Raw genomic sequence first — 22,404 nt, 5'->3', positions numbered from 1 at the left:
AGGCGGAAAAATGGTGCTGCTGGAGAGGATTGAACTCTCGACCTCACCCTTACCAAGGGTGCGCTCTACCACTGAGCTACAGCAGCGTCCGGGGCGCCCGGGAACGCCTGTTCGCGGGGCAGGCGCGGCCTATGGCGGGGCGGCCTTCGCCTGTCAAGGTGCGAGACTTGACGCCGGGTCGATTTCGCCGCATCGCCGCGGCGTGAGCAAGCCGCCCTCCCCCGCTGACATCGAGCGCGAGCGCCGCCTCGCCGAGGCGCTCCGCGCCAACCTGCGCAAACGCAAGGCGCAGGCGCGCGAAGCCAAAGACGAAACGCCGTCTAAAGACTGACCGTCACGGTCACATCGTCGCCCTCTGCGATCCCTTCGGCCTTGCGCACCGCGGCCTTCACCGGGAGCAGCCAACCACCGCTCTCCTTGTGCGGGAACACCGACGTGCTCCAGTTCGTATCGCCGATCGCCGCGTGTACCTTCGCCGATCCGAAACCCTTGCGGCCATCGAGCCATTGCCCGCCGATCGCCGCGAGCCTGATTCCGTCCGCCGCGTCGCCCGAGATAGTAAGGAAAAACCACGCCGCGGGCGCGGTCGCCGACTGCCAGCGCCACAGCGGCGTCGTGACGGTAAAATCCTCCAAAGCGGCTATTTCGCTTCGACCGGCCGGATCGGAACGGGGATGTTGCAGATATCTGCTCCGCCCGCCGGACGAATGAAGAACGGGTCGCGCCGGTTGGCGCGTGCGTCCGCATAGCGTCGAAAGCTTTCGCTGTCGGTCGACAGATACTCGAACCGCGGCCGTTCGGCGACAGGCAATTCGGTCGCCGCGCGGATCGACATGATCGGCGCCCGCTCGGCCTCGGTCTCGTAGAAGCCCAGCCCGCCAGTCCCGCGGGGCAGGCTCGACAAATGCTCGATCCCGTGAACAACGCGTCCGACCAGCGCAATATTGCGGTCGAGATGGCGGGGTGCTTGCCCGATGACCACATAGAGTTCGGCACCCGACCCGGTATCGGGAGACATATTGCGGCCCACGCCGACCATGCCGTAGCAGTGCAGCGGCCACCGTTGACCGGGCAGATTGCGATCGTCGAGACTGATCGGCCAACCCGATTCGAATGTCACTCTCGGCGCATAGGCGTCAGCCGCCGGTTCGAAGCCGCTTCCGTATATGTCGAGCCCTTGGTCTCCATCCGTCCTTCCTGCCCGCCGCGCCGCTTCGTCCTTCGACAGGACCATGGCCGGCTTTCCGCCGCTCGTCATCTCTTTGCTGGCGGGGTCGGAAACAACATATTCGCTCTCGGGCACCGTCGCCAAACCTGAGGGCAAGGCCTTCTTCTCGGTCGCGTCACCCCATTGCACGACATAATTGTCCTGCACCCGGTTGACGCTCGTCCCGTCCCACCAATGCGCGGCGGCGAGCTTGCGGATATTGCCGATCCAGCCCTGGCTGAACGGCGCGGGCATGAGCTGGATGACGACGCGTCGCGGCTTGCCCTTCGCATCGGGGGCAAGATCCATCACGAGCAGATCGGAAGCTGCGATGGCAATCCAGTCCTTCGCAGGCGCGGCGGCCGCGATTTCGCCAGGCGACGGGATCGGCGCGGGTTCCTCGGCATAAGCGGGAAGGACGAGCGAAGCGGCGGCGGCCAGAAGCAGGTGTCTCATGCGGCGTGTCTGCCACGCCCAATCGGCTTGCGAAAGACCCGCCAAGCGATTAGGGCGCGCGTTCCAGTGCGAATTGGATCGCACCCGATTCACGCTCCGTGCTTCGCACGAAACGACCGGGTGCAGCGGAGCGGTGGCCGAGTGGTCGAAGGCGCTCGCCTGGAAAGTGAGTATACGTCAAAAGCGTATCGAGGGTTCGAATCCCTCCCGCTCCGCCATATTCCTGATCGTTGAAATTCGCGACCGACCGAGAAAGCCCAGAAATACTGGTACTTTTCTCGGTCCTGGTTCACAGAAGTTCGTCGTAGCACCCGCCAATCCGGGTCAGTCTTTAGGGTCAGCTTTAGGGTCGGAGTTGGGGTCGGTGGGTGATGATCCGGGCTCCGCTCCGCTGCCCGCGCAAACATAGGCTGCCCACAGATCCATCAGTTCACGCCGCCTTTCCAGCGCATCTCCCCGCCGATACGCACGCTCGACCTCGTTCCCAACCGTGTGGGCAAGTGCCTGCTCCGCAATTTCGCGCGGGAACTGCGTTGCCTCATCCCCACACCAATCGCGGAAGCTCGAACGGAACCCATGCACAGTGACGCCGGCGACGTCCATGCGCCGGAGAACCATCTCCATCGCCATGTTGGAAAGCGACTTTCCGGATTTGAAGCCCGGGAAGACGAAATCGTCCATCCGTCCCAGCGACCGCAGCAGGTCCACTGCCGGTTCAGGCAGCGGAACGCGATGCTCCTTTCCTGCCTTCATCCGTTCGGCCGGGATAGTCCACAACTTGGCGTCCAAGTCGATTTCCGACCACCGCGCCCCCAGGATTTCGCCCGTGCGACAAGCTGTCAGGATCGTGAGTTCCAGCGCGCGCGCCGCGAGGGCCGGCCGCTGGCCCAGCTTCAACATGAAGCCGGCTACTTCGCCATATGGCATCGCAGGATGGTGCCGCTTCGGCCCCTTCTTCCGGGGAGGCAGGATTACCGCAAGATTTCCCCGCCAGGCTGCAGGGTTTTCGCCGGCCCTCAGCTTCCGGGCCTTTGCGACGTCAAGGACGCGCTCAATCCTCCCACGAACACGGCTCGCTGTTTCAGGCTTGGTTGACCAGATTGGGCGCAGGATCTTCAGAACATCTTCGACATCGACATCGGCGACAGGCTTCGTCCATATCGCTTTGGCGTAGGTCGTGAGCGTATTACGCCATTGCTGCCGGTGCTTCCTGTTCTTCCAACCTTCCTCCGCGCCGTCGATGAACTCCGTAGCCACGTCCCCGAAGGTCAATTCCGGAGCTTCCGCTGCCCGACGCGCGGCGATCGGATCAATGCCTTCCGCCCTCAGGCGACTCGCTTCGAGTGCCTTCTCCCTTGCCTGCGCCAGGGAGACGGCCGGGAATGCCCCCAGCCCGAGCTCGCGACGCTTGGTCTTGAAATTGTAGATCAGGCACCACGACTTGGCGCCCGTTTCCGAGACGTTGAGATAGAGGCAGTTCCCATCCGCGTAGCGGTTTGGTTCGGTGATGGTCGCAACCTGACGCGCGTTCAGCCGGTTGATACTACGAGCCATCCGGTCACGCTGCCAGATGACGGGTATTGCGATCCAGAAGTGCATCAAGATCCTTACGACGGATGATGGTGCGCGAGCCGATCTTGACCACAGCCAGTTCACCGCCCTTGATCAATTCGTAGATGGTCGTGCGGCCGATGCCCAATGCCTCGGTCGCTTCATTGACGGTGTAGGTAAGCTTCTCAATCATCTGTTACTCCTTCATTTTGAGGAGTGGCCTATTAGTAGGGCGGACGCGGGTTGGGCCACCCTGCCCGCGCACCTAAACCTAGTTATGAGGGTGATTTCTCGTCGAGCTCCATCCTCAGTGCCTGAGCCTCAATCTGTGCATCCATGGCTTCGAACGCCGAGCGAGGCAGCAGGTCGAAATCGAGGGCAGTCCATACGAGCCTGTCGCCATCTTCAGCCGGGACGAGCTTGTAAACCTTGCACTGGATACGGCCCATGACGCGCTTTCCGGTGTCAGGGTCGTCGATCAAGTCCGCGGTCCAGACCGTGCGGCACGGCACCATATGGCTTTCGCCGAAGGCGCCGACGGTGAGGTTGAAATCGAGCTCGCCCGAATAGGACAGCTCGAACGGCAGGTCGTGTTCCAGAGGCGGGATCAGGTTGTCGGGATTGAACCCGGCCTTGCGAACGAGGCGATCGAGCTGGGCCTTGGGCAGCTCCTGCATGATGGCGTGCTTAATGAAATCGGGAAGCATGAAATTCCTTTCGCGTGCGCGATGGGAGGCCCGCTGCCGAAGCAGCGGTCTCGTTGTTCAGTTTTTTGGAGGGTGGCAGTTAGCCGACGAGCAGTTCGGCTTCGTCGTGCAAACGGCAAAGATCGTCGATGATCAGCCGCTTCTCAGCGCCATCACGATCGGGCTTTTCGAGATCGGTCTCGAAGATGATTTCGAGCTTCTGGAGGACGGCGGCGAGGGAAGGCGCTTCGAGGCCCAGCAGCAGCTCTTCCTGCTTAACGATCTCAATCTCGATCGCATCAGCCTTGTTGGCCGGAGCCTGGTTCAGGCTCAGGCTCAGGCTCAGTTCACGGTATTTTTCAATTGCGGCCTTCCACGCTGCGGCGGAGGCATTAAGGGCTTCGGTAGCCATCGACTCGATCCTTTCTCGATCGGTTGGTGTGTTAGGAGCCGGGCGCGGTTGCCGCCGCGTTCGGTTCCGCCTTTCAGCTAAGAGTCCGGGAGACCGGGGTCAATAGTGAGGCAAAGAAAAATCTTTCGAAACCTAGCTTTGATAGTGGCCTAAGCATAGGCATGTTATGAAAAGTCCGGTTTCGGACCGCAATAACAGTTGGACACCTCCGCCGAGAATAATGCGAAATCGACCATAACTAGGTTTATTATCACTTGGGTCGGTCCCTACATGAGCAAACTATGTTATAGTCAATTTCGCAGAATTATCCTCGACCTAATTGGCGACGACCGACCGTTCGATCTTGCGGATGCCGTGAACGACATAATCGCCAACGAGATCGCGGCTCACGTCAAAGTTGAGGTCTTCGAGCATCTGAATGAACTGCTCGAATGGCACCGAACGGCCGCGGCGATAGGTCCGCAGGTGCTCCACATACATATCGAAGAGATCCTGGACCTTAGTCGTCCCTGAGCCGCATTCGATAGTAGGCGCATCTTCCAGAAACGCCTGCACAGAATTATTCATGCGGCGAACTTTCGAAATACGGCGATCATGGCACGCCGGCTCCGTATACCTCCGGTTTCCCAGAATGCGACCGATCCCCTCAACTGCCCATGCTGCGATCGCAGCCCTCTCCTCAGCAACAATGATCTCAGCCAAGTTCTCGATTTTGTCCTCCTCCGCCACCGGCCGATTAAAGTCGAGAATGAGCCAGCGCCGCGTAAAGCCGCGCGTCGTGTCGCGCGACATCGGCAGGTGATTTGACGCAAACCAATGTGCGCAAAGCGGGACGAAACTGAAGGGGTCCTTGCCCTTATACTCCGTGTCCTGAGGACTGCCTTCGACAACCTCCTTGAACACGCTTCCGATGATCATTCCCCTTTCCGGAAGCTCGCCCACGATATTTGCGGCCTTGCCGACCAAGCTGGTGAGGCGGAAGCGTTCCCCCCACAGCTGAGGTCCCAACTGCCCAATCGCCTCGGAGGGCAACAGCGACCGGAGAATGTTGAGCAAGACAGTCTTCCCGGTTCCGGCGCGGCCAAACAGGAGAAATGCGCGCTGGTAACGAGGAGCCAATTTGAACATGGTTACCGCGAACATCTCCTGCAGAGCCATGACCCTTTCCCGGTAATCCGGCTCGTGGCCCCAGCAGCTGGCGAGAAACTCCATGAATTTCGGGCAGCGCGACGCTTTGTCGCGGTGATATTCGAAAGGTAACGTGAAAGTCGCGCCGAACTTCGGGTCGTGGTCCATCACCGTCAGATCCTTTGAGACAAATCCGTTAGCGAAGTTGATCCCGGCCGTGTGCTCCTGCACCAACGGCTTCGCGCAAAGGCGCTCGAGGACCTGAACGATGGCACGGTAATCCGAGTCACGGCGCACCAAAGGAGAAGCGTCAGCAAGTTCGGCGACCCTTACGTAGATCTCGGTGTCCTCAAGCTGATTGAAGCGGGAGCCAGTCCACTGCCAGAACTGCCCATGGTCGAACCGCAGCTCACCATCGCGTCCCAATTCGCTGAGCACCACCTTCGCGAACGCCACGTGACTTTCGGCACCCGCGCCGCTTTCTTTGCCGTTGCGGAGATGACGAACTTTCGTCTCGAGCATGCGCGCCGTAAACCTTTTGGCAGCGGGGCAACGCTCGCGAACAAAGCCGAACAACAGCCATGCCTGAGTTTCGTCAAAGGTCTCGTCCCGCGCGATCCGCTCAACCATTTCGTCGATCACGCTGGCCAGCATGCGGTCGTTCCATCCCTCGGTCTTGGTCTTTTCTGCGAACCATAGTTTGGCCTCCTCGAGAGACCACTTCATCGTGCCATTGAGCTCAACAAGCCGGCTGATTTGCGACTGCTCTCGCAATTCATCAGTGAGGCCGTTGTCCCAGCCGTCCGGCAGAGTGCGCCCCTTCTCGACGTCTTTCACGAGGAACTCGAGCAGCTTGGCAACACCCTTTTCGGGGTCCAGCGCGTCACCCTGAATTTTTGCGGTGTAGGTGGTCACCCAATGGTGCAAGTGAGCAACCGCCTCCATGAGCGAGAAGCTGGTCGACTTGTCGATCCCGAGCACGACGCGCGCGAGATAGCCCGCATGACGGACCATCTGCACGTCGCGCTCACCGGCCGGCACGAGGTCGATCGGCGACGAACGACCACCGGCCCCAATCGAGAAGCCCTTCTTGTCGAGCAGCGCGCGGAGCTTGTCCTCAATGTCCTCGCCCAGATACGGCAGCTTGTCGAGGACGTCCCAGAGATTGGTGTTTGACGTATAGGGTTGCTGCGTCTCGGGATGGATCGACGGAGGCATGACCATCTGGTTACCGAGGCCGAGGAACTCCATGATCATTCCGCCGTCAGCGCCGCGGAGCTTGAAGTTCTTCTGACCCTCGAAGCGATAGGCGAGCCCCATGCCCTTCTTACCGACGCGAACCCAAGGGCTCGGCGGGAGAATGTCCATGATTGCGTCGATCAGATCCTGATCTTCGGTGTCGATGTCGATCATCGCTACACCCGACGCCGGCCCCAGAGGCAGGCCGATGTTGCCACGGGGGAACGATGCCAGCCAGTGCTGCATCTCGAGCTCGGTCGGCATTTGCGAGCCGTAGGTCGACCACTGCATGATGTCGGGCATCTTGTTCCGCGGACGAAGCGGAATGACCGGCAGGCCGGCAGCCCAATAGGTCGGCGCATGGTTCTTGAAAATTTGCTCGTTCAAATTGCTTTCTTTCTTAATTCGGGTGCCCCCCGAGAAGAGGGCCTCTAGGCTGGTCCGCAGCTTTCCGTCTCGCAGCGCGCAAATCGAAACCTAGCTTCGATGTCGATTGCCACAGGGTCGCTGACCGCGACCGACCTCTTGACGATTAGTTCTCTTTTTGTTCTCATGTCACCATGGACGAGATTGACGAGAACCGAGTCGCGAAAGCGATCCTTGCAGCGCCGGGCTGGGCCCGCGTCGGCATCTCGGCCCCGAAGGAGAGCACGCGCGAGGCTGCGGCGCAGGAGCTCGCGCTGACGATCACGAAAATGTTCGGCGAGCGCCCCTCGGCGATCGACCCGAACCAGTTGGTGCTGGCGCTGTGACGTGCGCCATACGAAATCGGGCATCCCGCGGGCCACGCACATCTTCGAGGCGGCGATCTGGCACTATGCGGTCCGGCCCGTGTGCCGCTGCGGTCACAGCGTCAAGTTCGACGCGGGGCTCGTCTGGTATCGCTTCCACCGTAAGGGGTGGGACGACAACCTCCGTGCGGCATGTCGCCATTTTTGGTGTCGACAATGCGCGTGGAAATCAGGTCGCCGTGTCCAGCCTCTTCGGCTCGAGATTGTTGATTGGGACAAGGACGCGATCCGGCTCAACGAATTGGTCGACGAGCGCGAATGGAAACGCGCGATCAGCCGCTACCGTAGCTAGGAGGTAAGTCATGGACCAAGATTTCGATGACACGCTGCGGGGGCTCGGCAAAGGCGGTCACCGGATCATGATCTGGGACGGTGAGCAAGAGCGCCAGATTGAGGCCCATTGGGGTCTGCGGTCGCGCGATCCAGAGATCGGGCAGGTCCCGCTCCTGAAATCGGAGACCGCCCGCATCGAGAACCCCTGCCTGATCCTCGCGAACGAGTTCGGCATCAAGCGCGATGGCAAGACGCTCTACGCGGCGAGCCTCAACACCGACGTTCCCTTCTTCTGCATCGCGGGCGTTTGGCAGCGTGGCACACGGGATTACCCTCACGCCTTTGCGGCGCTGACCGTGTCGGCCTATCCCGATCTCGCCATGCACAAGGATCGGCATGTTGCGGTCGTCGATCCCGACGACTGGTTCGACTGGCTCCTGCAGGAGCGGCCGGCGCTGGACATCCTTCGCCCGTTCCCGGAAGGTAGCTTCACGATCATGCCGCCGATGCAGCATAGCCTCGAGGGGCTACTCGGCGCCGCCTGAACCGGAGCCGTGGATGTGCAACCTGATCACCCTCAAAGCCTCGGTCGATGAGGTTGCCTCCCACTTCAAGGCCCGCCGGCCGAAGCCGACGAACGCGAGCCCCGGCGATGTCTGGAAGGGCGGAACGGGGTTCGTCGTCCGCGAAGTCGCGGGGGCACGCCAGGTCGACGCGATGGTCTGGGGCTTTCCTCGTCACTCTCTGAACAAGCGGACGGGGCAGCCGAACAAGCCGACGCACGTCAACAACGCGCGCGATGACAAGCTGATGTCACCCTATAATATGTGGCGCGAGTGGTTCCTCCAGCCGGCGCACCGCTGCCTCATCCCGCTCAGCGCCTTCGCCGAAGCGGTCGGTCCGCCCGGACAGATGACCCGAACCTGGATCAGCATCGCCGACCAGCCGCTCGCTGCATGTGCCGGGCTCTGGCGCCCGACCGACGAATGGGGCGACAGTTACACGATGGTGATGGTCGATGCCGTGGCGGAGATGCTCGACATTCACGATCGGATGCCGGTGATCCTGCATCCGGCGGATCATGAGCGATGGCTGCGTGCGCCGGCGGAGGAAGCAGTGACGCTGGTCACGCAGTATCCCGCTGGCGCTCTCATTACGGATCACACCGCCGAGCCTTGGACGCTGACGCGCCAAAAGCTTGGCCCGCCACGTCTCCTTTGATCCCAATCGCGGCGTGCGCGCAGCCAAATCGTCGAGGCCGACGTAGCTATTTCCAATAATCAGCCTTCTTCGTCGTCCTGATAAACGTCCGTCTCGATCAGGTAGCAGGTGACCAAGCCGCCGGTAGGGATTACGCCATCTTCACCCATCGGGGGGCCGCGGTAGTGAAGCAATACGGCATTAGCGCCAGTATTGAGCGTGGCATAGCGACGAACCTCAGGGTTTGCGTTCGGGAACGTCTCCCGAGCGAACCGCTCGTGACTGATGCGCGTTGCCGCGATCTTGGTTTTCGATGTCACCAGCGCCTGCACTTCTTCGACGGGGATCGCTCGAATATGAGCGGTTGCACGTTCGCCGAACATGGCCGGCGAGAAAGTTGTAAGCACATAGTCGATCTGCATATGGCATCCATTTGAGAGCGGAAGTGAACCGAAATAGATCCGGCATCTGCGGGGCCATTCGCACGGACCAAAAGAAAATGCTAGGTTTAGGCTGTAGATGCAAAGGCATCATTGGGAGACGTCGCAGATGTGCCATCTGCTCCGCCTTCGCCACTCCGAAGAGTATTTGCCCAGCGCGTCCGCACTGAGCGCAAGCGCCTCGGGATCAGTCAAGAGGAGTTGGCCGACAGGGCGCAAGTTCACCGCACCTTCGTTGGAGCTGTGGAGCGCGCCGAGACCAATATCTCAATCGACAATATCGGCCGGATTAGTGATGCGCTGGGGGTCAAAGCGGCCCTGCTGATGGCATCGTCCGGCGATTAAGCTGGCGATTTGCGCTCCCCAGCGACAGCAAGTTTTGAAACAACCGCGGGGCGCAGTCCGGGAGCCGTCATGCGTCGCCAGGAAGGGTAGCATGCTTTTGAACGGGGGTATGGGGGCCTTATTTGTCTACCCCTGCCCAATCTACCGCGATCCAAATTTGGCCATTTTCGACGGGTATCGATTAAGCTGTCGTCCAAGATAGGAGCGATTTGGAACCAACGCGCCGATGCTACGCTTGACCGTCGCGTTGGTCTGGACCTAAAGGCCGCGAGAATTGAAGCTCAATTTTTGAGCGCGAGCACAACAGCTTAAGAAAGGAACTCCAGGTTGGCGCGCAGCGGAAGTAAGCCGAAAGACGTTCTCATTGCCGACCTCGAATTTTTGAGCGAATACCTCATCGGGCTCGCCGAAGACTTCCGTGCCGAAGGGCGGGACGAAGCGGCGGAGCTCGCGGAGGGATGGGCTTCTTTGCCGATCGAAGCAGCTGAGGCCCTTTGAGATCGTGCAGTTCGCCAATCCAAGTTCCTCGCGGCTAAACTACTAAAATTCCCTGATTGGCACATGCCGCAGCGGCTCAGATATTCGGGCAATTGACGGATGATCCGATCCACGTCACTTTCTCCCCGACTCGCCGGAGGTGAGTCGGATATGAACCTGGACAGGTTCTGGATGGGGTTGTCGCTGGATTGCGACGGTGCATGGACTACCCGCCGTGTAAGCCGTTGGCTCAAGGTCGACGCCATCTAGATCCGGTCCTCCTGGTAAGGAAGACTGAGACTATGAACCCGAATGAACTTATCATCCGCTTTGAAACCGTTGATCGCCAGGCCGAAGGTCCGGTGACACGTCTTGTCGGCTTCGTCCGCGCGCGCAACCTCCTGCCGCTACTCGACGGAGCAGATCTAGAAGCCAACCCGCGCACCGCCAAGGTTGGCCCGATCACCGCAGACATCGTCGAGTCGATCGAAAAGACGCCGGAACTATTTCCCTTCAAAACGAAGGGCATCCTCGTTGCGTCAGCCAATTGCCGCGAGCTCGAGCGTCGACGCTACCACATGACGTTCGAAAACTCTGACATAGAGGGCATTCTCGACGGCGGTCACAATACCCTCGCCATCGGGACGCACATTCTTTCCGCGGCTCACGGCGATCCGAAGGCAATCAAGAAGATCAAAACTTGGCCCGACTTCAAGGCGGCCTGGACGGCGTCTTCCGGAGAAATCGCTGCGCTCAAATCCGCCAACCCTTCCGGCAACGGTGGGCCTTTGGACTTCCTCGTCCCGGTCGAAATTCTGGTCCCGAGCAACGCCGAGGACCCGATCGCGCTTGAGGCATTCACCAGCTCGTTGTTCGAGATTTGCGCGGCCCGAAACAACAACCGCCAGCTTGCGGACGAGGCAAAGGCCAACAAGAAGGGTCTTTATGACGAGCTTCGCAAGCATGTGCCTGCACATATTGCGAAGCGTGTCGAATGGAAATCCAATGACGGCGGGGACATCAAGGTGCGCGACCTTGTCGCCTTTTCGTGGGTGCCGTTGTCCGCCGTCGAACTGCCGTCCGGCGTATCTGCGCCGCGGCCGGCCGACATCTACAGCGGCAAGGGCAAGTGCTCGACGGCGTTTGACGCGCTGATGGAGCATCCCGACGTTTCGACCAGGACTTCTGACGGCACGCACGAACTCCACAACGGCACGATTGCCAGTGCTCTGACAATCGCGGGCAAGTTCCCAGAGCTTATCGACCTGATCTACAACGAGTTTCCGCAATCTTACAACCGGACAGGCGGAAGCTTCGGCTTGTTGAGGGCCGTAACTACGGCGAAGGATCTGCGGACCAAACCGGTAACGCCATACGGCAAGAACGCGGCCGCCTATCGCTATCCCGATGGGTTCATCATCCCGCTGATCTATGGCCTGAAGGCGCTCCTAGAAACGGATGCCAACGGCAAGCTGCGGTGGAAGGACGAGCCGACCTTGTTCCTAGTTCACCACCTCGATGAAATCGTCCGCAAGTATAAGGTGCTGATCCAGGCGTTCGGTGGCGATGCACAGAAGATCGGCAAGAATGAGGGCAGCTACTCGCTGGCATATGACGCGTTTGAGACCGAGCTGCTCAAGCGGCGCCAGGCGGCATAGGGAGGGTGTGATGCGAGCAGCAAACAGCGGCATCAGATTGACTTCGCGCGACGCGGCCGTGGCGAAGGCCATGATCGCGCGCGGAGATCGCCAACACGACATCGCGGCATGGTTCGGCGTCAACGGCGGACGGATCGGCGAAATTGCGAGTGGGCAGAAGTTCCGCGCCGTCCCGCCCGAGGCGATAGCGAACCTCCCTCCCCCGGTCCTTACCCGACCGGACGAGAGGCGACGATTGTGCTGGAGGCGCTTGCCCAGGCGCAATCGGCCCTCGCCAAGGCCGAAGCCATAGTCAAACGATATAGCTGACGAAGGCCAGGGCCGGCTCGGCTAAGGTCGGCCCTGCTTCCTCACCGATAGCTCGGTTCGACGTCCAAACTCGGCCAAGCGAACGCGAATTTCCCCACGTAATAGGTATGGAAGAGATAGTCGAGATCGCGCTCCCAATCGGCGATCGCACTATCCATTGAGCCACCGCGCTTTCGCTTCGCGTTCCGGACAAAGGCTGCGAGCGTTTCCGCGACCTTCCTTAGACGCGCTGCCGAACCTGGGTCGGACCACTCCCTCATGTACGCTGCACCATTAATTGGCGGGAGCGGCGAAGAGAAGGTAACATCGAGTATTCTACGCCGAGTTTGATCGTGCTCGCCCTGCGTGATCCCTACACGATAGCCGAGGAAGCCGAGCACGCCCTCGGAATGCCACTCCGCGCCGTTGAGTTTTCCATCGCCGCGATTGGCCTCTGTGGTCGGCCAACGAAATCGACCCGGGTCGGAAAGAGCCTGCCTCAGTCGCCGATCCCACTCTCCGATCAGTGCCGCTTGAAACTTGGAAAGACCCGCCGACGCTCCAGCTTTTCTGAGCCGGAGGACATTCAGCCATTGCTGCCGAAGCTCATACATCGAGCTTTTGGGAAGCAACGCGATCATTCGATCGACTGCCAGATTAACCGGCTTTGGTGGCGTCCGCTGCCGGGGAGCGATAGCCGCAACGACCTTTGGCGTCGCCTGCTTTGCTTTGGTTTTGCGCCGCTGCCGACGTATTGCTCGCTTGTTGGCCGCCTTTTGGTCAGCTGATGTCAAGGAAGCACCGGGCGATAAATCGATGCTGGCTTGATCAAACTGGGGCCAGGAACTCCCGCGTCGGGGTTTGACATGCGCAAGCCATATCCCTGCTCGAGCCAACCGAGAATTTCATCAGCGTTCGCAACGCGAATATAGTCGCGTTCAAACCGTGTCTTTGAAACCACAAACTCGCCATCCTCATGCTCGTGTGGAAACAAGAGCTTTCCAGCGTTGTCTCCCCGACTGACGAAAGCGTGAAGGCGCACGCTACGCTTCGACCTATGCAATTTGGGCTCCCCAACTAAATGCGTTCGCGTCGATCTCACTCATTGGGCGTTCCCTTGAACGCTCCCGGCCAGCCCCCGTGTTTGTCGATCACACGGTCGATTTCGGCCATCAGGTCGATCGTTCGGTCCATCGCTGCGATCATGCGGCGGTAGTGGAGCTGGTCTTCCGCGGTGAGCACGCGGCCGGGGCTGGCCTTCTTGCCGCCCTTCTTCGCGCGGTCCTTGAGCCATTTCTGCGCGGGCTGATAGCCGCCGATGTGAAAATTCCACACCCGCGCAGGAACGCCTTCGAACCAGCGGTGGTCGGAAATGGTAACGCGGCCGCCGCTTGGCGGCGTCCACACGCCCGCCTGCTCGACGCGCGCCTCGCCGTGGCCGGCAAAGCGGACGGCTTGCGGGTCCTTGAGCGCCGGCGCCGCGGCGCTGTCGAGCAGGTGCAGCGCCACCAGCTCGGTGCCGAGCGGCACCAGCGCTTGAAACAATTCGCGCGATGTGGGCAGCGGGATGCGAGCGAAGTCGCTCTTCAGATAATCGGCATAGCGCGCGCGATAGGCGGGCGAATGGAGGACGGCGTAGATCCAGTCGAACACGTCGCGGGGGCCGAAGCTGCCGACGAGGTCGCCACGCTCGCGACGGGTCGCAAACATCGCGGTCTGCTCGGGCTTCGTCGGCAGAACGCCGGCGAGTTCGACTTGGCGCGGGGCATCGATGCAGTCGTCCCAGGTGAGGCCGGTGAGCTTTGCGAGACGCGCCGAAAAATCTGGAGCAATATTCGGAAGGGCGCGGGTTTCGGAACCGTTTGGTTTTAGCCATAGCGGGAAGATGTAGTTTATTTCTTTTGTCTTGTTGGAGATGGCCGTGCTCTCAATCGGCAAATCGGAAACGAACACATTTGGCCAAGGACCAGCATCCTGAGACCGTTGCCTCGTGGTGACGAGCGCCACGTTCTCGAAGTCGCGCATATGAGCTGTGGCACGGTTCCTGAGGTGCACCGCAACATCGCTATTGAACACCGAGACGCGAGCGTCGAATGGGCGGTAGCCGATAGGTCCTATGTCCTGAAGCCAAGTTTCGCTCGCCAATCGCGTCTTCGCGGCTTCATAATTCCACTGGTCCTGCGTGCAGAGTCGAAATTTCTCTCTCGCGCGCGCCTCGTCAGTGGACGCGACCAGCGAACGAACCTTTGCTATCTGCTCGTCGCGATCGAATGAGACGGCGAACTCATCATGGGTCGTCACGATACCTGGTGCTGGGTCGCCATATTGATTTATTACTTCTCGAAGAGACGGAAACAGACGAAACTCCTCTCGCGATTGGGCGTCCAGAATTACGAAGAGATTCTCCGGTGCCAGAACCTCGAACATCGTGCTCGTAGCTTTGCTCATTACGGTGCCGCTGAGCCACTCCAACTTGGCCTCCACTGTACCCAAAATATCTGTCCGCCCGACCTCACGATTGTCCGAGCTAACTTCAGCGCGGCCGATCGTGATTGCTACGCCCTGCGCCACATCTTCGAATACATTCTCGTCTTTCTCCCCATTTGGGGACCTCCCGCGTTTATAGTTCCCATGCAGGTCGATCACCCTCAGGAACGAAAAGCTGGCTAATATTCTCTCTCTCATCCCCTTGAAAGTTGGATTGTCGAGCCAACTATTGTTCGTGATAAACCCAAAAACGCCCGTCGAGGTTAAATCCAAACACGACTGCGATAGGCGGATAAACTTGACGTAGTCATCCTGAAGCCACTTCCCTTGGCCAGGTTTGAGCAAATCCGGCCAATCTCTCTTGTAGTCATGCACCTTGTCGACAATCGACTTGATACTGTTATTAGTGGAGTGGCCCGCATACGGCGGGTTCCCCACCACTACCGTAAACCGCACGTCCTTCGCCGCATTGGCCGCCTGCGCTTCATGCGCCAGCGCTTCGCTCATAAAGCGCAACTGCATGTCGAAATCTTGCGCCGGCTCCAGCGCGTTGGTTAGATAAATCCGCGCCCGCTCGTCGCTGCCGAAACGGTAGCCGGTCTCGTGGAGCTTCAGCCCAAGCTTCATATGCGCGATGGCATAGGGCGCCATCATCAGTTCGAAACCGTAGAGGCGCGGCAGCAGGTGGTTGGGGACATAATCGTTCCACAGCGCGGTGATCTCAGCATCGCGCTTGCCAGCTTTGCGCCACTTGTCGCGCATCTGGTTCCAGATCAGGTCGATCGTCTCGACCAGGAAGGTGCCGGTTCCGGTAGCGGGGTCGAGGATGCGAACGAAGGGATCGCTCGCCTTCGCGCCCTCGGGAAGAACGATCTCCGGCTTCGCCGCGATGACCTCACCCCAGGTCGCGGTCGAGGCGAGGCCGTCTTCCAGCCCGAACTGGTCGCGCAGCACTTCGTCGACCGAACGGACGATGAAGCCGACCACCGGACGCGGGGTGTAGAAGACGCCGCGTTGCATCCGTTTCTGCGCGTCATATTCCTTGAGGAACAGCTCATAGAAGTGGATGACCGGATCTTCGTTGGGATTGCGGTCGTCGAAATCGCGAAGAACCGCTTCCATGTTCGCGCGGCGTAACAGCTCGATGACGTCATTCACGCCCAGCTCGTCGAAATCCATCCCGCCTTTGCGGCCGCCCGCCTGAAGGAAGGTTTCGAGCAATTCCTTCAGGAACGGATTGGTCGGCGGCGCCAGATCGGCGGCATTGTCGGCCACGAGCGCGCCGGACTCGCGACTGATCCGTGCCGACAATAAACCGTAAGCGATAGTTTGCGCATACATGTCGGCAAAATCGTCGAACTCGAGATCGTGGATCAGCGCCTCTTTGAATGCCGTATGCAGCTTTCGCAGCGGACCCTGATCATTTTCCTCGACTAGAAGTTCATTGGCGCGGCGGCGAATTTCACGAGCGAGGCTGGCCAACTCCTTCGCCATCGCCTTGGACGTGGCGACAACCTCACCCGCCTTCTCGCGGAATGCATCGTTCCAACGCAAGCGCCAAGCATCATCAGTCTCGCCCCCGTCGCGCCAGTGCAGTTGCTTCTTGAGCGTGTCATGCGTTGCCGAAAGTCGGCGAACGGTGTCCGCGCCATCCCATCCCAGCAGTTTCAGGGTAGGAAGATCGCCGTGCGATTTGTCCTCATGGAAATGGGCGAAGGCGAGCCCGCGCTCCGCGCCTTCGCCGTGGGCTGCAATGAACAGAAGGTCGGTCTTGGCCCAGACCGCGCGACCGCCCGGATTTGCCGACGCGCGCTTTTTCGGCGCCAGCGAACCGAGGATGCGGCGCAGAACCGTGACGGGTATCTTGCGATGCGGGAGGCTGAGAAAGAAGATACCCCACGGTTCGCGCTCGATCGGACGGAGCTGCTTGATCTCGACCTGGCCGGCGACTTCATCGGCCTTCAGGCCGAACTCCCTGGGGTCCCATTCGTAGGTCAGGTCATCGAAACTCATCTCCTCGATCGGCCAATCGAGCTCGTCGCGCAGATATTCGATCAACGATCCAAAGGTCGTGATTTTGTCGAGGCCGCCTTTGTCGAGCATTAGTTCAATTCCATCCACGCTTTCAGGATCGGCTTGACGCCAGCCGGGGCCTGAACCTGTTTCAAATACGAGTTGCCGATATGCCGCTCCATGGCTTCGCGGGCCGCGCGAAGTGCATCTTCGGGTGTAGACAAGCGACGTGCAGTTTCCGGGGCGCTGCGGATCAACTCGGCGATCTGGGTCGCGGAGTCCGCGACCTGTCCTGTCGCGAGGTCATAATAATACCATGCAGCTCGACCATCAGCGTCAGTCCAGTTCTCGATTTCATCGGCGTCCGGATCTGGTTCGGGTTTGCGACCGGGGAGTGCCCAGCAGAAAAACACACCCTTTGCCGCTCCGGTAATCCGTTCCCGACCACTGAAAACGCGGTTCGGCAGGCCGATCAAACGCGCTTCCATTTCAGGATGCGCGAGCAACAGTTCCCTTAGTTCATTGCGCAACTTTTCTTCGGCCGTTTCTTCGCCTTCCATCGCTTGGTTGAGATCACGAAGATCGTCGTAATCGTCACTTTCGGTGAGGAGCTTTCGTCCTTCGATCCCAAACAGCTTGGAAATTCGCAGGGTCTTCCCTGCCACACGGTTGTATAGGTTGAGCAGGCGCTCGAGATCCTCTGGCGGCAGGAAGTTCCAATATACAACCCGTCCACGCTGTTTCTCGACTTCGGGATGGTCGCGGACCAACCGCTCTTCGATTTCAGGGTTCATTCGGCGATCGACGCGACCGATCCGCTGCATCAGTCGCACGGGGTTCCAGTGGAGGTCGTAGTTGATCAGGCGCGTTGCATCCTGGAGGTTGAGGCCCTCAGACAGCACGTCCGTGGAGATCAGGACGCGCGTTTCTGGCGCCTTGCGATCCGCGAGCTCCTGGCTCGACGACCCATTATAATAAGGTGCGAAGCGTTTGATGACTTCGCCGCGGTCGGTCTTCGTCGCGGAGTCGACCTCCTCGACGCCCTCGATGCCCGCCTTCCTGAGCTCATCGCGGAGGAAACGTGCCGTGGTCATATATTCCGTGAAGATTAGGACCTTGTGTTCGCGGAGAACCGGGTCCGTCTTGAGCAGCTTGATCAACGCGCCAAGCTTGCCATCCTGATCTGGCGAAAACTCTTTCAACTCATGGATGAAGCGGGAAAGCTGGAAGAGATCATTGTAGGTCTCATCGAGGATGGCTTCGACATCATATAGCTTCCGCTCAAGGTTCTGGACCGAAAGCAGCATTTCCGGTGTGATGAGATCTTCGCCCTCCTCGCGCTCTTCGTCACGCCACGCGGCTTGGCGCGCCGCGATGAACTCGATGATCTCGGCATGCCGGGATTTCTCTCGTTCGAGCCTTCGCTTTTCCTCGTCAGTTTCCACATGCGCTTCGGCCCAAGCGAGGAGCTTGGTGAAAAGCCGCTGACAGCTGTGGTCGAAGGCGACGGTCGAACTTTCGAGTTTCTTCAAGAGGCCGACGCGGATCAGACGGACGACCTGCTTTCGACGGCCGCGATCAAAGTCCGTGACCGACGTGTCACCGCCGCCTCGTGGGAAATCATCGGGATTGTAAATGGCCAGCGACAACAATGGCCGGGTGCGAGCAAAAGCCTCTTCCACCAGATCGAGCAGCTTCGTCTGAAGCTTGCTGCTGCGATAGTTGGCGACCACGGGGTCTTCCCGGACAGGGAAGATCGCTTCACCCTTGGCCTCCTGGCGCTGACTTGTCTTGACGTAGGCGCGGCTACGCTGAACGACCAGCTCGCTGACGGCCGGATCGAGTGCAAAGATTTCGTGTGCCTCGCCGCTCCCGACATTCTCGTCGACTGAAAACAGGTCGCCCTGCGCTTCGCTGGTATCCTCGCCGCTCGCTTGGCGTATTTTCTTCTCGAGCGATCGGAAATGCCCTTGCAATGAGTGGATGCCGAGCGGCGCGCGCTTAAGCTTCTCGCCATCGCCGGCAAAAAGCTCGATCAGGTGCATAAGATCGAGGATGCTGTTGTTCACGGGCGTTGCGGTGAGAAGATACATCTCCTTGCCCTGCGCGATCCGCTGCAAGGTCCGATAGCGCGACTCGCGGCGCTGCCCTTCACCCGCAACGCCTGGGTTACGGAAGTTGTGAGCCTCATCGATAATGATGGCATCGGCCTGCTCCGCGACCTGCTTGAGTTCTTCACTCAAGCTCTCGCGGCTGAGATCGGTGTGATTGAGCACCTTCAGATTGCTGAAGACGCCGTCGGCGAGTCGCGGCAGGAACTTCCGGAGATTTGCCATCCAAACCGACTCGCGCGCGGATTTGGGAACGAGCAGAAGAACCTTTTTTCGCTCGTGCTGCACCAAGCGTTCGAGAACCATCAGGCCGACAAAGGTCTTCCCGAGACCGACACCGTCGCAAAGAAATGCACCGCCGTATCGACGTGCGATCTTCATCAGCGCCCCATAGCCCTCGCGCTGATAGCCATCGAGCTTCGGCCAGATTACCGAGTCATGCTTCTCCCACTCGCCGGCGGTCAGCTCTTTGTGACTGAAATATTCCCAGAGCGAGCGCGCATAGACGTCGAAAGGTGAAAATTCCTGGATGTGCCGCTCGACCGTTTGCAGCATTTCGGCGGTAACGTCTTCAGCCTCCTCCCAATGCTCGTCATACCATTCTTGCAACACGCTAACCGGCTGCCCCGTGATCTGAACGTTGAGTTCGATATTCTGGGTAAGCCCTGGCCGCGTAAAGTTTGACGAGCCGACTAGCGCGGCAGCCCCCACCACCTCCTGCCGAGCGTGCGTGATATAGGCTTTCGCATGGAACTTGGCCTTGCGGTAAACTCGGGCCTGGATCTTGCCCTCGCGTAGGGCAGCCGCGATCGCTGGAACGCCCTTCAGGAAATCATTCTTCTCCTTTTCGGCTTCCAAGCTGTCATCAAGCCGGGCGATCCGCTCACTGAGAGCGCGCTGAAACGCATTCTTGGTTCGACGACTTACTTCGTCACCCATGAGGATGCGAAAGCCATCGACCTTTTGCCATTCATTCTCGAGTGAGAGAAGCGAACCGATCTCCCAATAGGCAGTGGCTACGTCGATGCTTTTGGACAGGCCGCACCAGTCGTGCAGATACCGCTGCGCCTTCCAATCCTCGTCGCTGTTATCGACGATGAAAAGCTCGCTTCCAGTTCGTGCACTATTCCGCTTCGGCATCAGTTCCCCCTATGCTTTCCACGACTAAGCAAGCGGCGCGATCTCGGCAACGGGTAATGATGTCAATGCGGTGCGATCAATTCGATCGACAAGTTAGCGGCCCGTTAGAATTTAGGATTGCGCCGGAAAATGCAGCCGCATTTGAACGGGAATTGTACTGGCCAAAAATGGGACTTGCCAATCCTTGCAGCTTCCCTCGATCACTCATAAGTTTGCCCAACATTTGGGAGACCTCGCGTGTCGAAGCTCAATTGGAATAAGGCAAAGGTCTATGTTCGCGACGCGGCGCATGTTGATGTAGACCGCGAGTTTCACCGACCTAGCTGCTGGACGTCGCCGCGAGAGCGCGAACAACGTGCGCGAGATCGCAGGGAGCAGCAGAAACTGAAGCTAGAGGAGGCGGATGCACGTCGCCTCGCCGAGGATTTCGAACGCAGGGCAACTGAAGCGTATGCGAAACGCGAGCGGGGAGAAGAGCTTTCGGGCTTCGAACGATACTATATTGCTTGGTTTGAAGGTCGATCGTAGACGCCTTAGGGCCCTTCTTGGGGTCGAAGCCCCAATTGAAGATATTATCCATATATAACAGCATCATACCTACCGCGTTCGAATCCCTCCCGCTCCGCCATTCAATGTCGAATTTGTTGTGTTTTTCGGCACAATCACGCTGCCCTCCCCCAAGGATTACCAAAGCCATTGTTGCTGACGGCCCGGTCGGGGAGGAAAGGGAGGAAATCCGGGCACTTTGCCCGTCTTCCCCGAACTGACGTCGGCGGCCGGTCAGCCCGCCATCATTTCCATCGCCGCGCGGTCGTTGATCACGATTTCGCGGCGAGATGGCAGGTCGAGCAGGCCGTCGGCGCGCATTTTGGTGAGTTGGCGGCTCGTCGTCTCGATCGTCAGGCCCAATATGTCGGCGATCTGTTGCCGGCCGAAGGGCAGCTCGAACCCGGCCTGCGTGTCGGTGTGACACCCCTGCCCCGCTAACCGTTCCGACATTTCAAGCAGGAAGGACGCCACCTTCTCCGACGCCGACTTGCGACCGAGCAGCATCATCCAGTGCCGCGCGCGGTCGAGTTCGTCGAGCGTGCGGCGAAGCAATTTCTGCTGGAGGTCGGGGTGGTTGCCCGCGAACTCTTCGAAACTGCCGCGATTGAAGATGCAAACCTCGGCATCGGTCATCGCGGTGACGCAGTAGGGACTTTGCTTGCCGAACGGGCGTCCGATGAAGTCAGACGGAAAGACCACTCCCACGATCTGCTCGCGCCCATCGGCGGTCGACACCACCAGTTTCAGCACGCCTTCGAGGACGTTCGCGACGACGGGCGCGCCGTCGCCTTCCCAAAGCAGGGTCTGTCCGGCCCGCACCTTTTGCCGGCGTCCCATCTTGCCCAGCGCGGCAAGCTCCGCCGGGTTGAGGCTCGCACAAATCGCACGGTTTCGGACAACGCAGGTCGCACAATCGGTCACCGGCCCGCCTTACAGGACGGAAGCCCGTTTGCAAAGCGCAGCGGGTCGCACCCTGGCGCTGGGGCGGCGGCAATGGCGTCCCCGTCTCGACGGGACAGAGGCTCACGCCTGCGAACGGCGGCGATTTGATCGTTGCGGCAATGTTGTCATACAATTATCTTGCGCTCGCCCGGATGCACCCCGCACGACCGGATTCGGAATTCGAACGAAAGGAGCAGGACCGCGGGGCTTTGCCAGCATTTCTATTTTATCGAATAGATAGAACGATTTTATATGTCTATTTCGCACAAATGAAACTGCCTAAACCATGGCCACCCCGGACGGATCGGGGCCCGCGCTTTTAAACAAGGAGTTTCAGCCATGTCCATCAAAGCCACCCCGACCCCCGCCAAAGCTCTGCTCGACCCGAGCAACCACGCGCTCATCCTGATCGACTATCAGTCGCAGATGGCCTTTGCCACCAAATCGATCGCCCCCGAACTGCTCCGCAACAACGCCGCGCTGATCGCCAACGGCGCCGCGGGCTTCAAGGTTCCGACGATCCTGACCACCGTTGCCGAAAAGAGCTTCTCGGGCCCGATGTTCAACGAGGTCACCGATCCCTTCCCCGGGCAGAAGCTGCTCGACCGCACGTCGATGAACACCTGGGAAGATGCCGGTGTAATCGAGGAGGTCAATCGCATCGGCAAGGACCGGCTGGTTTTCGCCGGCCTGTGGACCTCGGTCTGCATCGTCGGCCCGACGCTGTCGGCACTCGAACAGGGCTATGAGGTCTATGTGATTACCGACGCAAGCGGCGACATTTCGACCGAAGCGCACGAACGTGCGGTCGAGCGCATGATCCAGGCGGGTGCGCGTCCGATGACCGCCCTTCAATATCTGCTCGAACTGCAGCGCGACTGGGCGCGCGCCGACACCTATAACCTCACCACCGGCATCGCCCGCAAATGGGGCGGCGCCTACGGCATCGGCATCACCTATGCCAAGACGATGTTCGGCGCCTCCGAAGGCGGTCACTGAACCCCTCCCCTG

The 22,404-nt window shown here is 59.8% G+C and carries 22 protein-coding genes and 2 tRNA genes; 11 read left to right on the top strand and 13 right to left on the bottom strand.

Annotated elements, in window-relative coordinates:
• Window positions 1-11: 11 nt before the first annotated feature.
• Window positions 12-86 (bottom strand) — tRNA-Thr (locus tag J1N50_RS12640).
• Between the two features lie 116 nt (window positions 87-202).
• Here J1N50_RS12640 and J1N50_RS17975 point away from each other — a divergent pair.
• Window positions 203-331, top strand: coding sequence for a hypothetical protein (locus J1N50_RS17975; protein WP_281414840.1), 129 nt, complete (start codon window positions 203-205; stop codon window positions 329-331).
• Here the strand turns inward: J1N50_RS17975 and J1N50_RS12635 are convergent.
• The gene (locus J1N50_RS12635) at window positions 321-635 is read right to left on the bottom strand and encodes a DUF1905 domain-containing protein (protein WP_215353987.1); all 315 of its coding nucleotides are present in this window, start codon (window positions 633-635) and stop codon (window positions 321-323) included. The genes J1N50_RS17975 and J1N50_RS12635 overlap by 11 nt on opposite strands.
• Window positions 636-640: 5 nt before the next feature.
• Entirely contained in the window at window positions 641-1,663 is a 1,023-nt protein-coding gene (locus tag J1N50_RS12630; RefSeq protein WP_215353985.1) for a peptidylprolyl isomerase, read from the bottom strand.
• Between the two features lie 127 nt (window positions 1,664-1,790).
• Here J1N50_RS12630 and J1N50_RS12625 point away from each other — a divergent pair.
• A tRNA-Ser gene (locus tag J1N50_RS12625) sits at window positions 1,791-1,881 on the top strand.
• 106 nt (window positions 1,882-1,987) lie between these two features.
• Here J1N50_RS12625 and J1N50_RS12620 read toward each other — a convergent pair.
• The 5 genes from J1N50_RS12620 to J1N50_RS12600 all read right to left on the bottom strand — a co-directional run bounded on the left by J1N50_RS12620 (window position 1,988) and on the right by J1N50_RS12600 (window position 7,066).
• Entirely contained in the window at window positions 1,988-3,262 is a 1,275-nt protein-coding gene (locus tag J1N50_RS12620; RefSeq protein WP_246553459.1) for a tyrosine-type recombinase/integrase, read from the bottom strand.
• Complete coding sequence (locus tag J1N50_RS12615; protein ID WP_246553458.1) at window positions 3,222-3,407, bottom strand: helix-turn-helix domain-containing protein; 186 nt, start codon at window positions 3,405-3,407, stop codon at window positions 3,222-3,224. The genes J1N50_RS12620 and J1N50_RS12615 overlap by 41 nt, the downstream gene beginning before the upstream one ends.
• A gap of 82 nt (window positions 3,408-3,489) precedes the next feature.
• Complete coding sequence (locus tag J1N50_RS12610; RefSeq protein ID WP_215353983.1) at window positions 3,490-3,921, bottom strand: hypothetical protein; 432 nt, start codon at window positions 3,919-3,921, stop codon at window positions 3,490-3,492.
• A 79-nt stretch (window positions 3,922-4,000) separates the two neighbouring features.
• Entirely contained in the window at window positions 4,001-4,312 is a 312-nt protein-coding gene (locus J1N50_RS12605) for a hypothetical protein (RefSeq protein ID WP_215353981.1), read from the bottom strand.
• Window positions 4,313-4,627: 315 nt separating this feature from the next.
• On the bottom strand, window positions 4,628-7,066 hold the full coding sequence (locus J1N50_RS12600; protein ID WP_215353979.1) for a phage/plasmid primase, P4 family: 2,439 nt from the start codon (window positions 7,064-7,066) through the stop codon (window positions 4,628-4,630).
• Window positions 7,067-7,239: 173 nt separating this feature from the next.
• Here J1N50_RS12600 and J1N50_RS12595 point away from each other — a divergent pair, with 173 nt between their 5' ends.
• Genes J1N50_RS12595 through J1N50_RS12580 form a run of 4 tightly spaced genes read left to right on the top strand, consistent with a single transcriptional unit; the run spans window position 7,240 to window position 8,964 of the window.
• Complete coding sequence (locus tag J1N50_RS12595) at window positions 7,240-7,431, top strand: DUF6771 family protein (protein WP_215353977.1); 192 nt, start codon at window positions 7,240-7,242, stop codon at window positions 7,429-7,431.
• Between the two features lies 1 nt (window position 7,432).
• A complete protein-coding gene (locus J1N50_RS12590) occupies window positions 7,433-7,762 on the top strand; it encodes a hypothetical protein (protein WP_215353974.1) in 330 nt (109 codons plus the stop codon).
• Between the two features lie 10 nt (window positions 7,763-7,772).
• Complete coding sequence (locus J1N50_RS12585) at window positions 7,773-8,288, top strand: SOS response-associated peptidase family protein (RefSeq protein WP_215353972.1); 516 nt, start codon at window positions 7,773-7,775, stop codon at window positions 8,286-8,288.
• Between the two features lie 13 nt (window positions 8,289-8,301).
• Window positions 8,302-8,964: an SOS response-associated peptidase gene (locus tag J1N50_RS12580; protein ID WP_215353970.1), complete on the top strand. Its 663-nt coding sequence runs from the start codon at window positions 8,302-8,304 to the stop codon at window positions 8,962-8,964.
• Between the two features lie 59 nt (window positions 8,965-9,023).
• On the opposite strand, the gene J1N50_RS12575 is transcribed toward J1N50_RS12580, so the two are convergent.
• Window positions 9,024-9,365, bottom strand: a complete 342-nt coding sequence (locus J1N50_RS12575; RefSeq protein ID WP_215353968.1) for a hypothetical protein — start codon at window positions 9,363-9,365, stop codon at window positions 9,024-9,026.
• A 129-nt stretch (window positions 9,366-9,494) separates the two neighbouring features.
• Between J1N50_RS12575 and J1N50_RS17970 the strand changes: the two genes are divergently transcribed.
• The 3 genes from J1N50_RS17970 (at window position 9,495) to J1N50_RS12560 (ending at window position 11,863) form a co-directional block, all read left to right on the top strand.
• Window positions 9,495-9,728: a helix-turn-helix domain-containing protein gene (locus J1N50_RS17970; protein WP_215354085.1), complete on the top strand. Its 234-nt coding sequence runs from the start codon at window positions 9,495-9,497 to the stop codon at window positions 9,726-9,728.
• Window positions 9,729-10,055: 327 nt separating this feature from the next.
• Window positions 10,056-10,226, top strand: a complete 171-nt coding sequence (locus J1N50_RS12565) for a hypothetical protein (protein ID WP_215353966.1) — start codon at window positions 10,056-10,058, stop codon at window positions 10,224-10,226.
• A gap of 281 nt (window positions 10,227-10,507) precedes the next feature.
• Complete coding sequence (locus J1N50_RS12560) at window positions 10,508-11,863, top strand: hypothetical protein (RefSeq protein ID WP_215353964.1); 1,356 nt, start codon at window positions 10,508-10,510, stop codon at window positions 11,861-11,863.
• Between the two features lie 350 nt (window positions 11,864-12,213).
• Here J1N50_RS12560 and J1N50_RS12555 read toward each other — a convergent pair whose 3' ends face one another.
• From J1N50_RS12555 to J1N50_RS12545, 3 genes are all read right to left on the bottom strand, one after another.
• A complete protein-coding gene (locus J1N50_RS12555) occupies window positions 12,214-12,945 on the bottom strand; it encodes a hypothetical protein (RefSeq protein ID WP_215353962.1) in 732 nt (243 codons plus the stop codon).
• A 304-nt stretch (window positions 12,946-13,249) separates the two neighbouring features.
• Window positions 13,250-16,741 carry a type ISP restriction/modification enzyme gene (locus tag J1N50_RS12550; RefSeq protein WP_215353960.1) on the bottom strand — a complete coding sequence of 1,164 codons (3,492 nt, stop codon included), beginning with the start codon at window positions 16,739-16,741 and terminating at the stop codon, window positions 13,250-13,252.
• Window positions 16,741-19,902, bottom strand: a complete 3,162-nt coding sequence (locus tag J1N50_RS12545; protein ID WP_215353958.1) for a helicase-related protein — start codon at window positions 19,900-19,902, stop codon at window positions 16,741-16,743. The genes J1N50_RS12550 and J1N50_RS12545 overlap by 1 nt, the downstream gene beginning before the upstream one ends.
• 237 nt (window positions 19,903-20,139) lie before the next feature.
• Between J1N50_RS12545 and J1N50_RS12540 the strand changes: the two genes are divergently transcribed.
• The gene (locus J1N50_RS12540; RefSeq protein WP_215353956.1) at window positions 20,140-20,430 is read left to right on the top strand and encodes a hypothetical protein; all 291 of its coding nucleotides are present in this window, start codon (window positions 20,140-20,142) and stop codon (window positions 20,428-20,430) included.
• 252 nt (window positions 20,431-20,682) lie between these two features.
• On the opposite strand, the gene J1N50_RS12535 is transcribed toward J1N50_RS12540, so the two are convergent.
• Window positions 20,683-21,372 (bottom strand): Crp/Fnr family transcriptional regulator, encoded by a 690-nt coding sequence (locus tag J1N50_RS12535; RefSeq protein WP_215353954.1) that lies wholly within the window; start codon window positions 21,370-21,372, stop codon window positions 20,683-20,685.
• A gap of 360 nt (window positions 21,373-21,732) precedes the next feature.
• On the opposite strand from J1N50_RS12535, the gene J1N50_RS12530 reads away from it, so the two are divergent.
• Window positions 21,733-22,392 carry a hydrolase gene (locus J1N50_RS12530; protein ID WP_215353952.1) on the top strand — a complete coding sequence of 220 codons (660 nt, stop codon included), beginning with the start codon at window positions 21,733-21,735 and terminating at the stop codon, window positions 22,390-22,392.
• Window positions 22,393-22,404: the final 12 nt, after the last annotated feature.

This window comes from Sphingopyxis soli (assembly GCF_018682675.1).
In the GTDB taxonomy this organism is placed as follows: Bacteria; Pseudomonadota; Alphaproteobacteria; order Sphingomonadales; family Sphingomonadaceae; genus Sphingopyxis; species Sphingopyxis soli.
The sequence above is the reverse complement of the archived record's forward strand: the minus strand, read 5'-3'. Positions and strand labels throughout refer to the sequence as shown.

What these genes read in the sequence shown, in the direction of transcription:
- J1N50_RS12630 (WP_215353985.1), bottom strand. Translation starts at nt 1,663, where the DNA reads ATGAGACACCTGCTTCTGGCCGCCGCCGCTTCGCTCGTCCTTCCCGCT.
- J1N50_RS12620 (WP_246553459.1), bottom strand. Translation starts at nt 3,262, where the DNA reads ATGCACTTCTGGATCGCAATACCCGTCATCTGGCAGCGTGACCGGATG.
- J1N50_RS12615 (WP_246553458.1), bottom strand. Translation starts at nt 3,407, where the DNA reads ATGATTGAGAAGCTTACCTACACCGTCAATGAAGCGACCGAGGCATTG.
- J1N50_RS12610 (WP_215353983.1), bottom strand. Translation starts at nt 3,921, where the DNA reads ATGCTTCCCGATTTCATTAAGCACGCCATCATGCAGGAGCTGCCCAAG.
- J1N50_RS12605 (WP_215353981.1), bottom strand. Translation starts at nt 4,312, where the DNA reads ATGGCTACCGAAGCCCTTAATGCCTCCGCCGCAGCGTGGAAGGCCGCA.
- J1N50_RS12595 (WP_215353977.1), top strand. Translation starts at nt 7,240, where the DNA reads ATGGACGAGATTGACGAGAACCGAGTCGCGAAAGCGATCCTTGCAGCG.
- J1N50_RS12585 (WP_215353972.1), top strand. Translation starts at nt 7,773, where the DNA reads ATGGACCAAGATTTCGATGACACGCTGCGGGGGCTCGGCAAAGGCGGT.
- J1N50_RS12580 (WP_215353970.1), top strand. Translation starts at nt 8,302, where the DNA reads ATGTGCAACCTGATCACCCTCAAAGCCTCGGTCGATGAGGTTGCCTCC.
- J1N50_RS12575 (WP_215353968.1), bottom strand. Translation starts at nt 9,365, where the DNA reads ATGCAGATCGACTATGTGCTTACAACTTTCTCGCCGGCCATGTTCGGC.
- J1N50_RS12560 (WP_215353964.1), top strand. Translation starts at nt 10,508, where the DNA reads ATGAACCCGAATGAACTTATCATCCGCTTTGAAACCGTTGATCGCCAG.
- J1N50_RS12550 (WP_215353960.1), bottom strand. Translation starts at nt 16,741, where the DNA reads ATGCTCGACAAAGGCGGCCTCGACAAAATCACGACCTTTGGATCGTTG.
- J1N50_RS12545 (WP_215353958.1), bottom strand. Translation starts at nt 19,902, where the DNA reads ATGCCGAAGCGGAATAGTGCACGAACTGGAAGCGAGCTTTTCATCGTC.
- J1N50_RS12530 (WP_215353952.1), top strand. Translation starts at nt 21,733, where the DNA reads ATGTCCATCAAAGCCACCCCGACCCCCGCCAAAGCTCTGCTCGACCCG.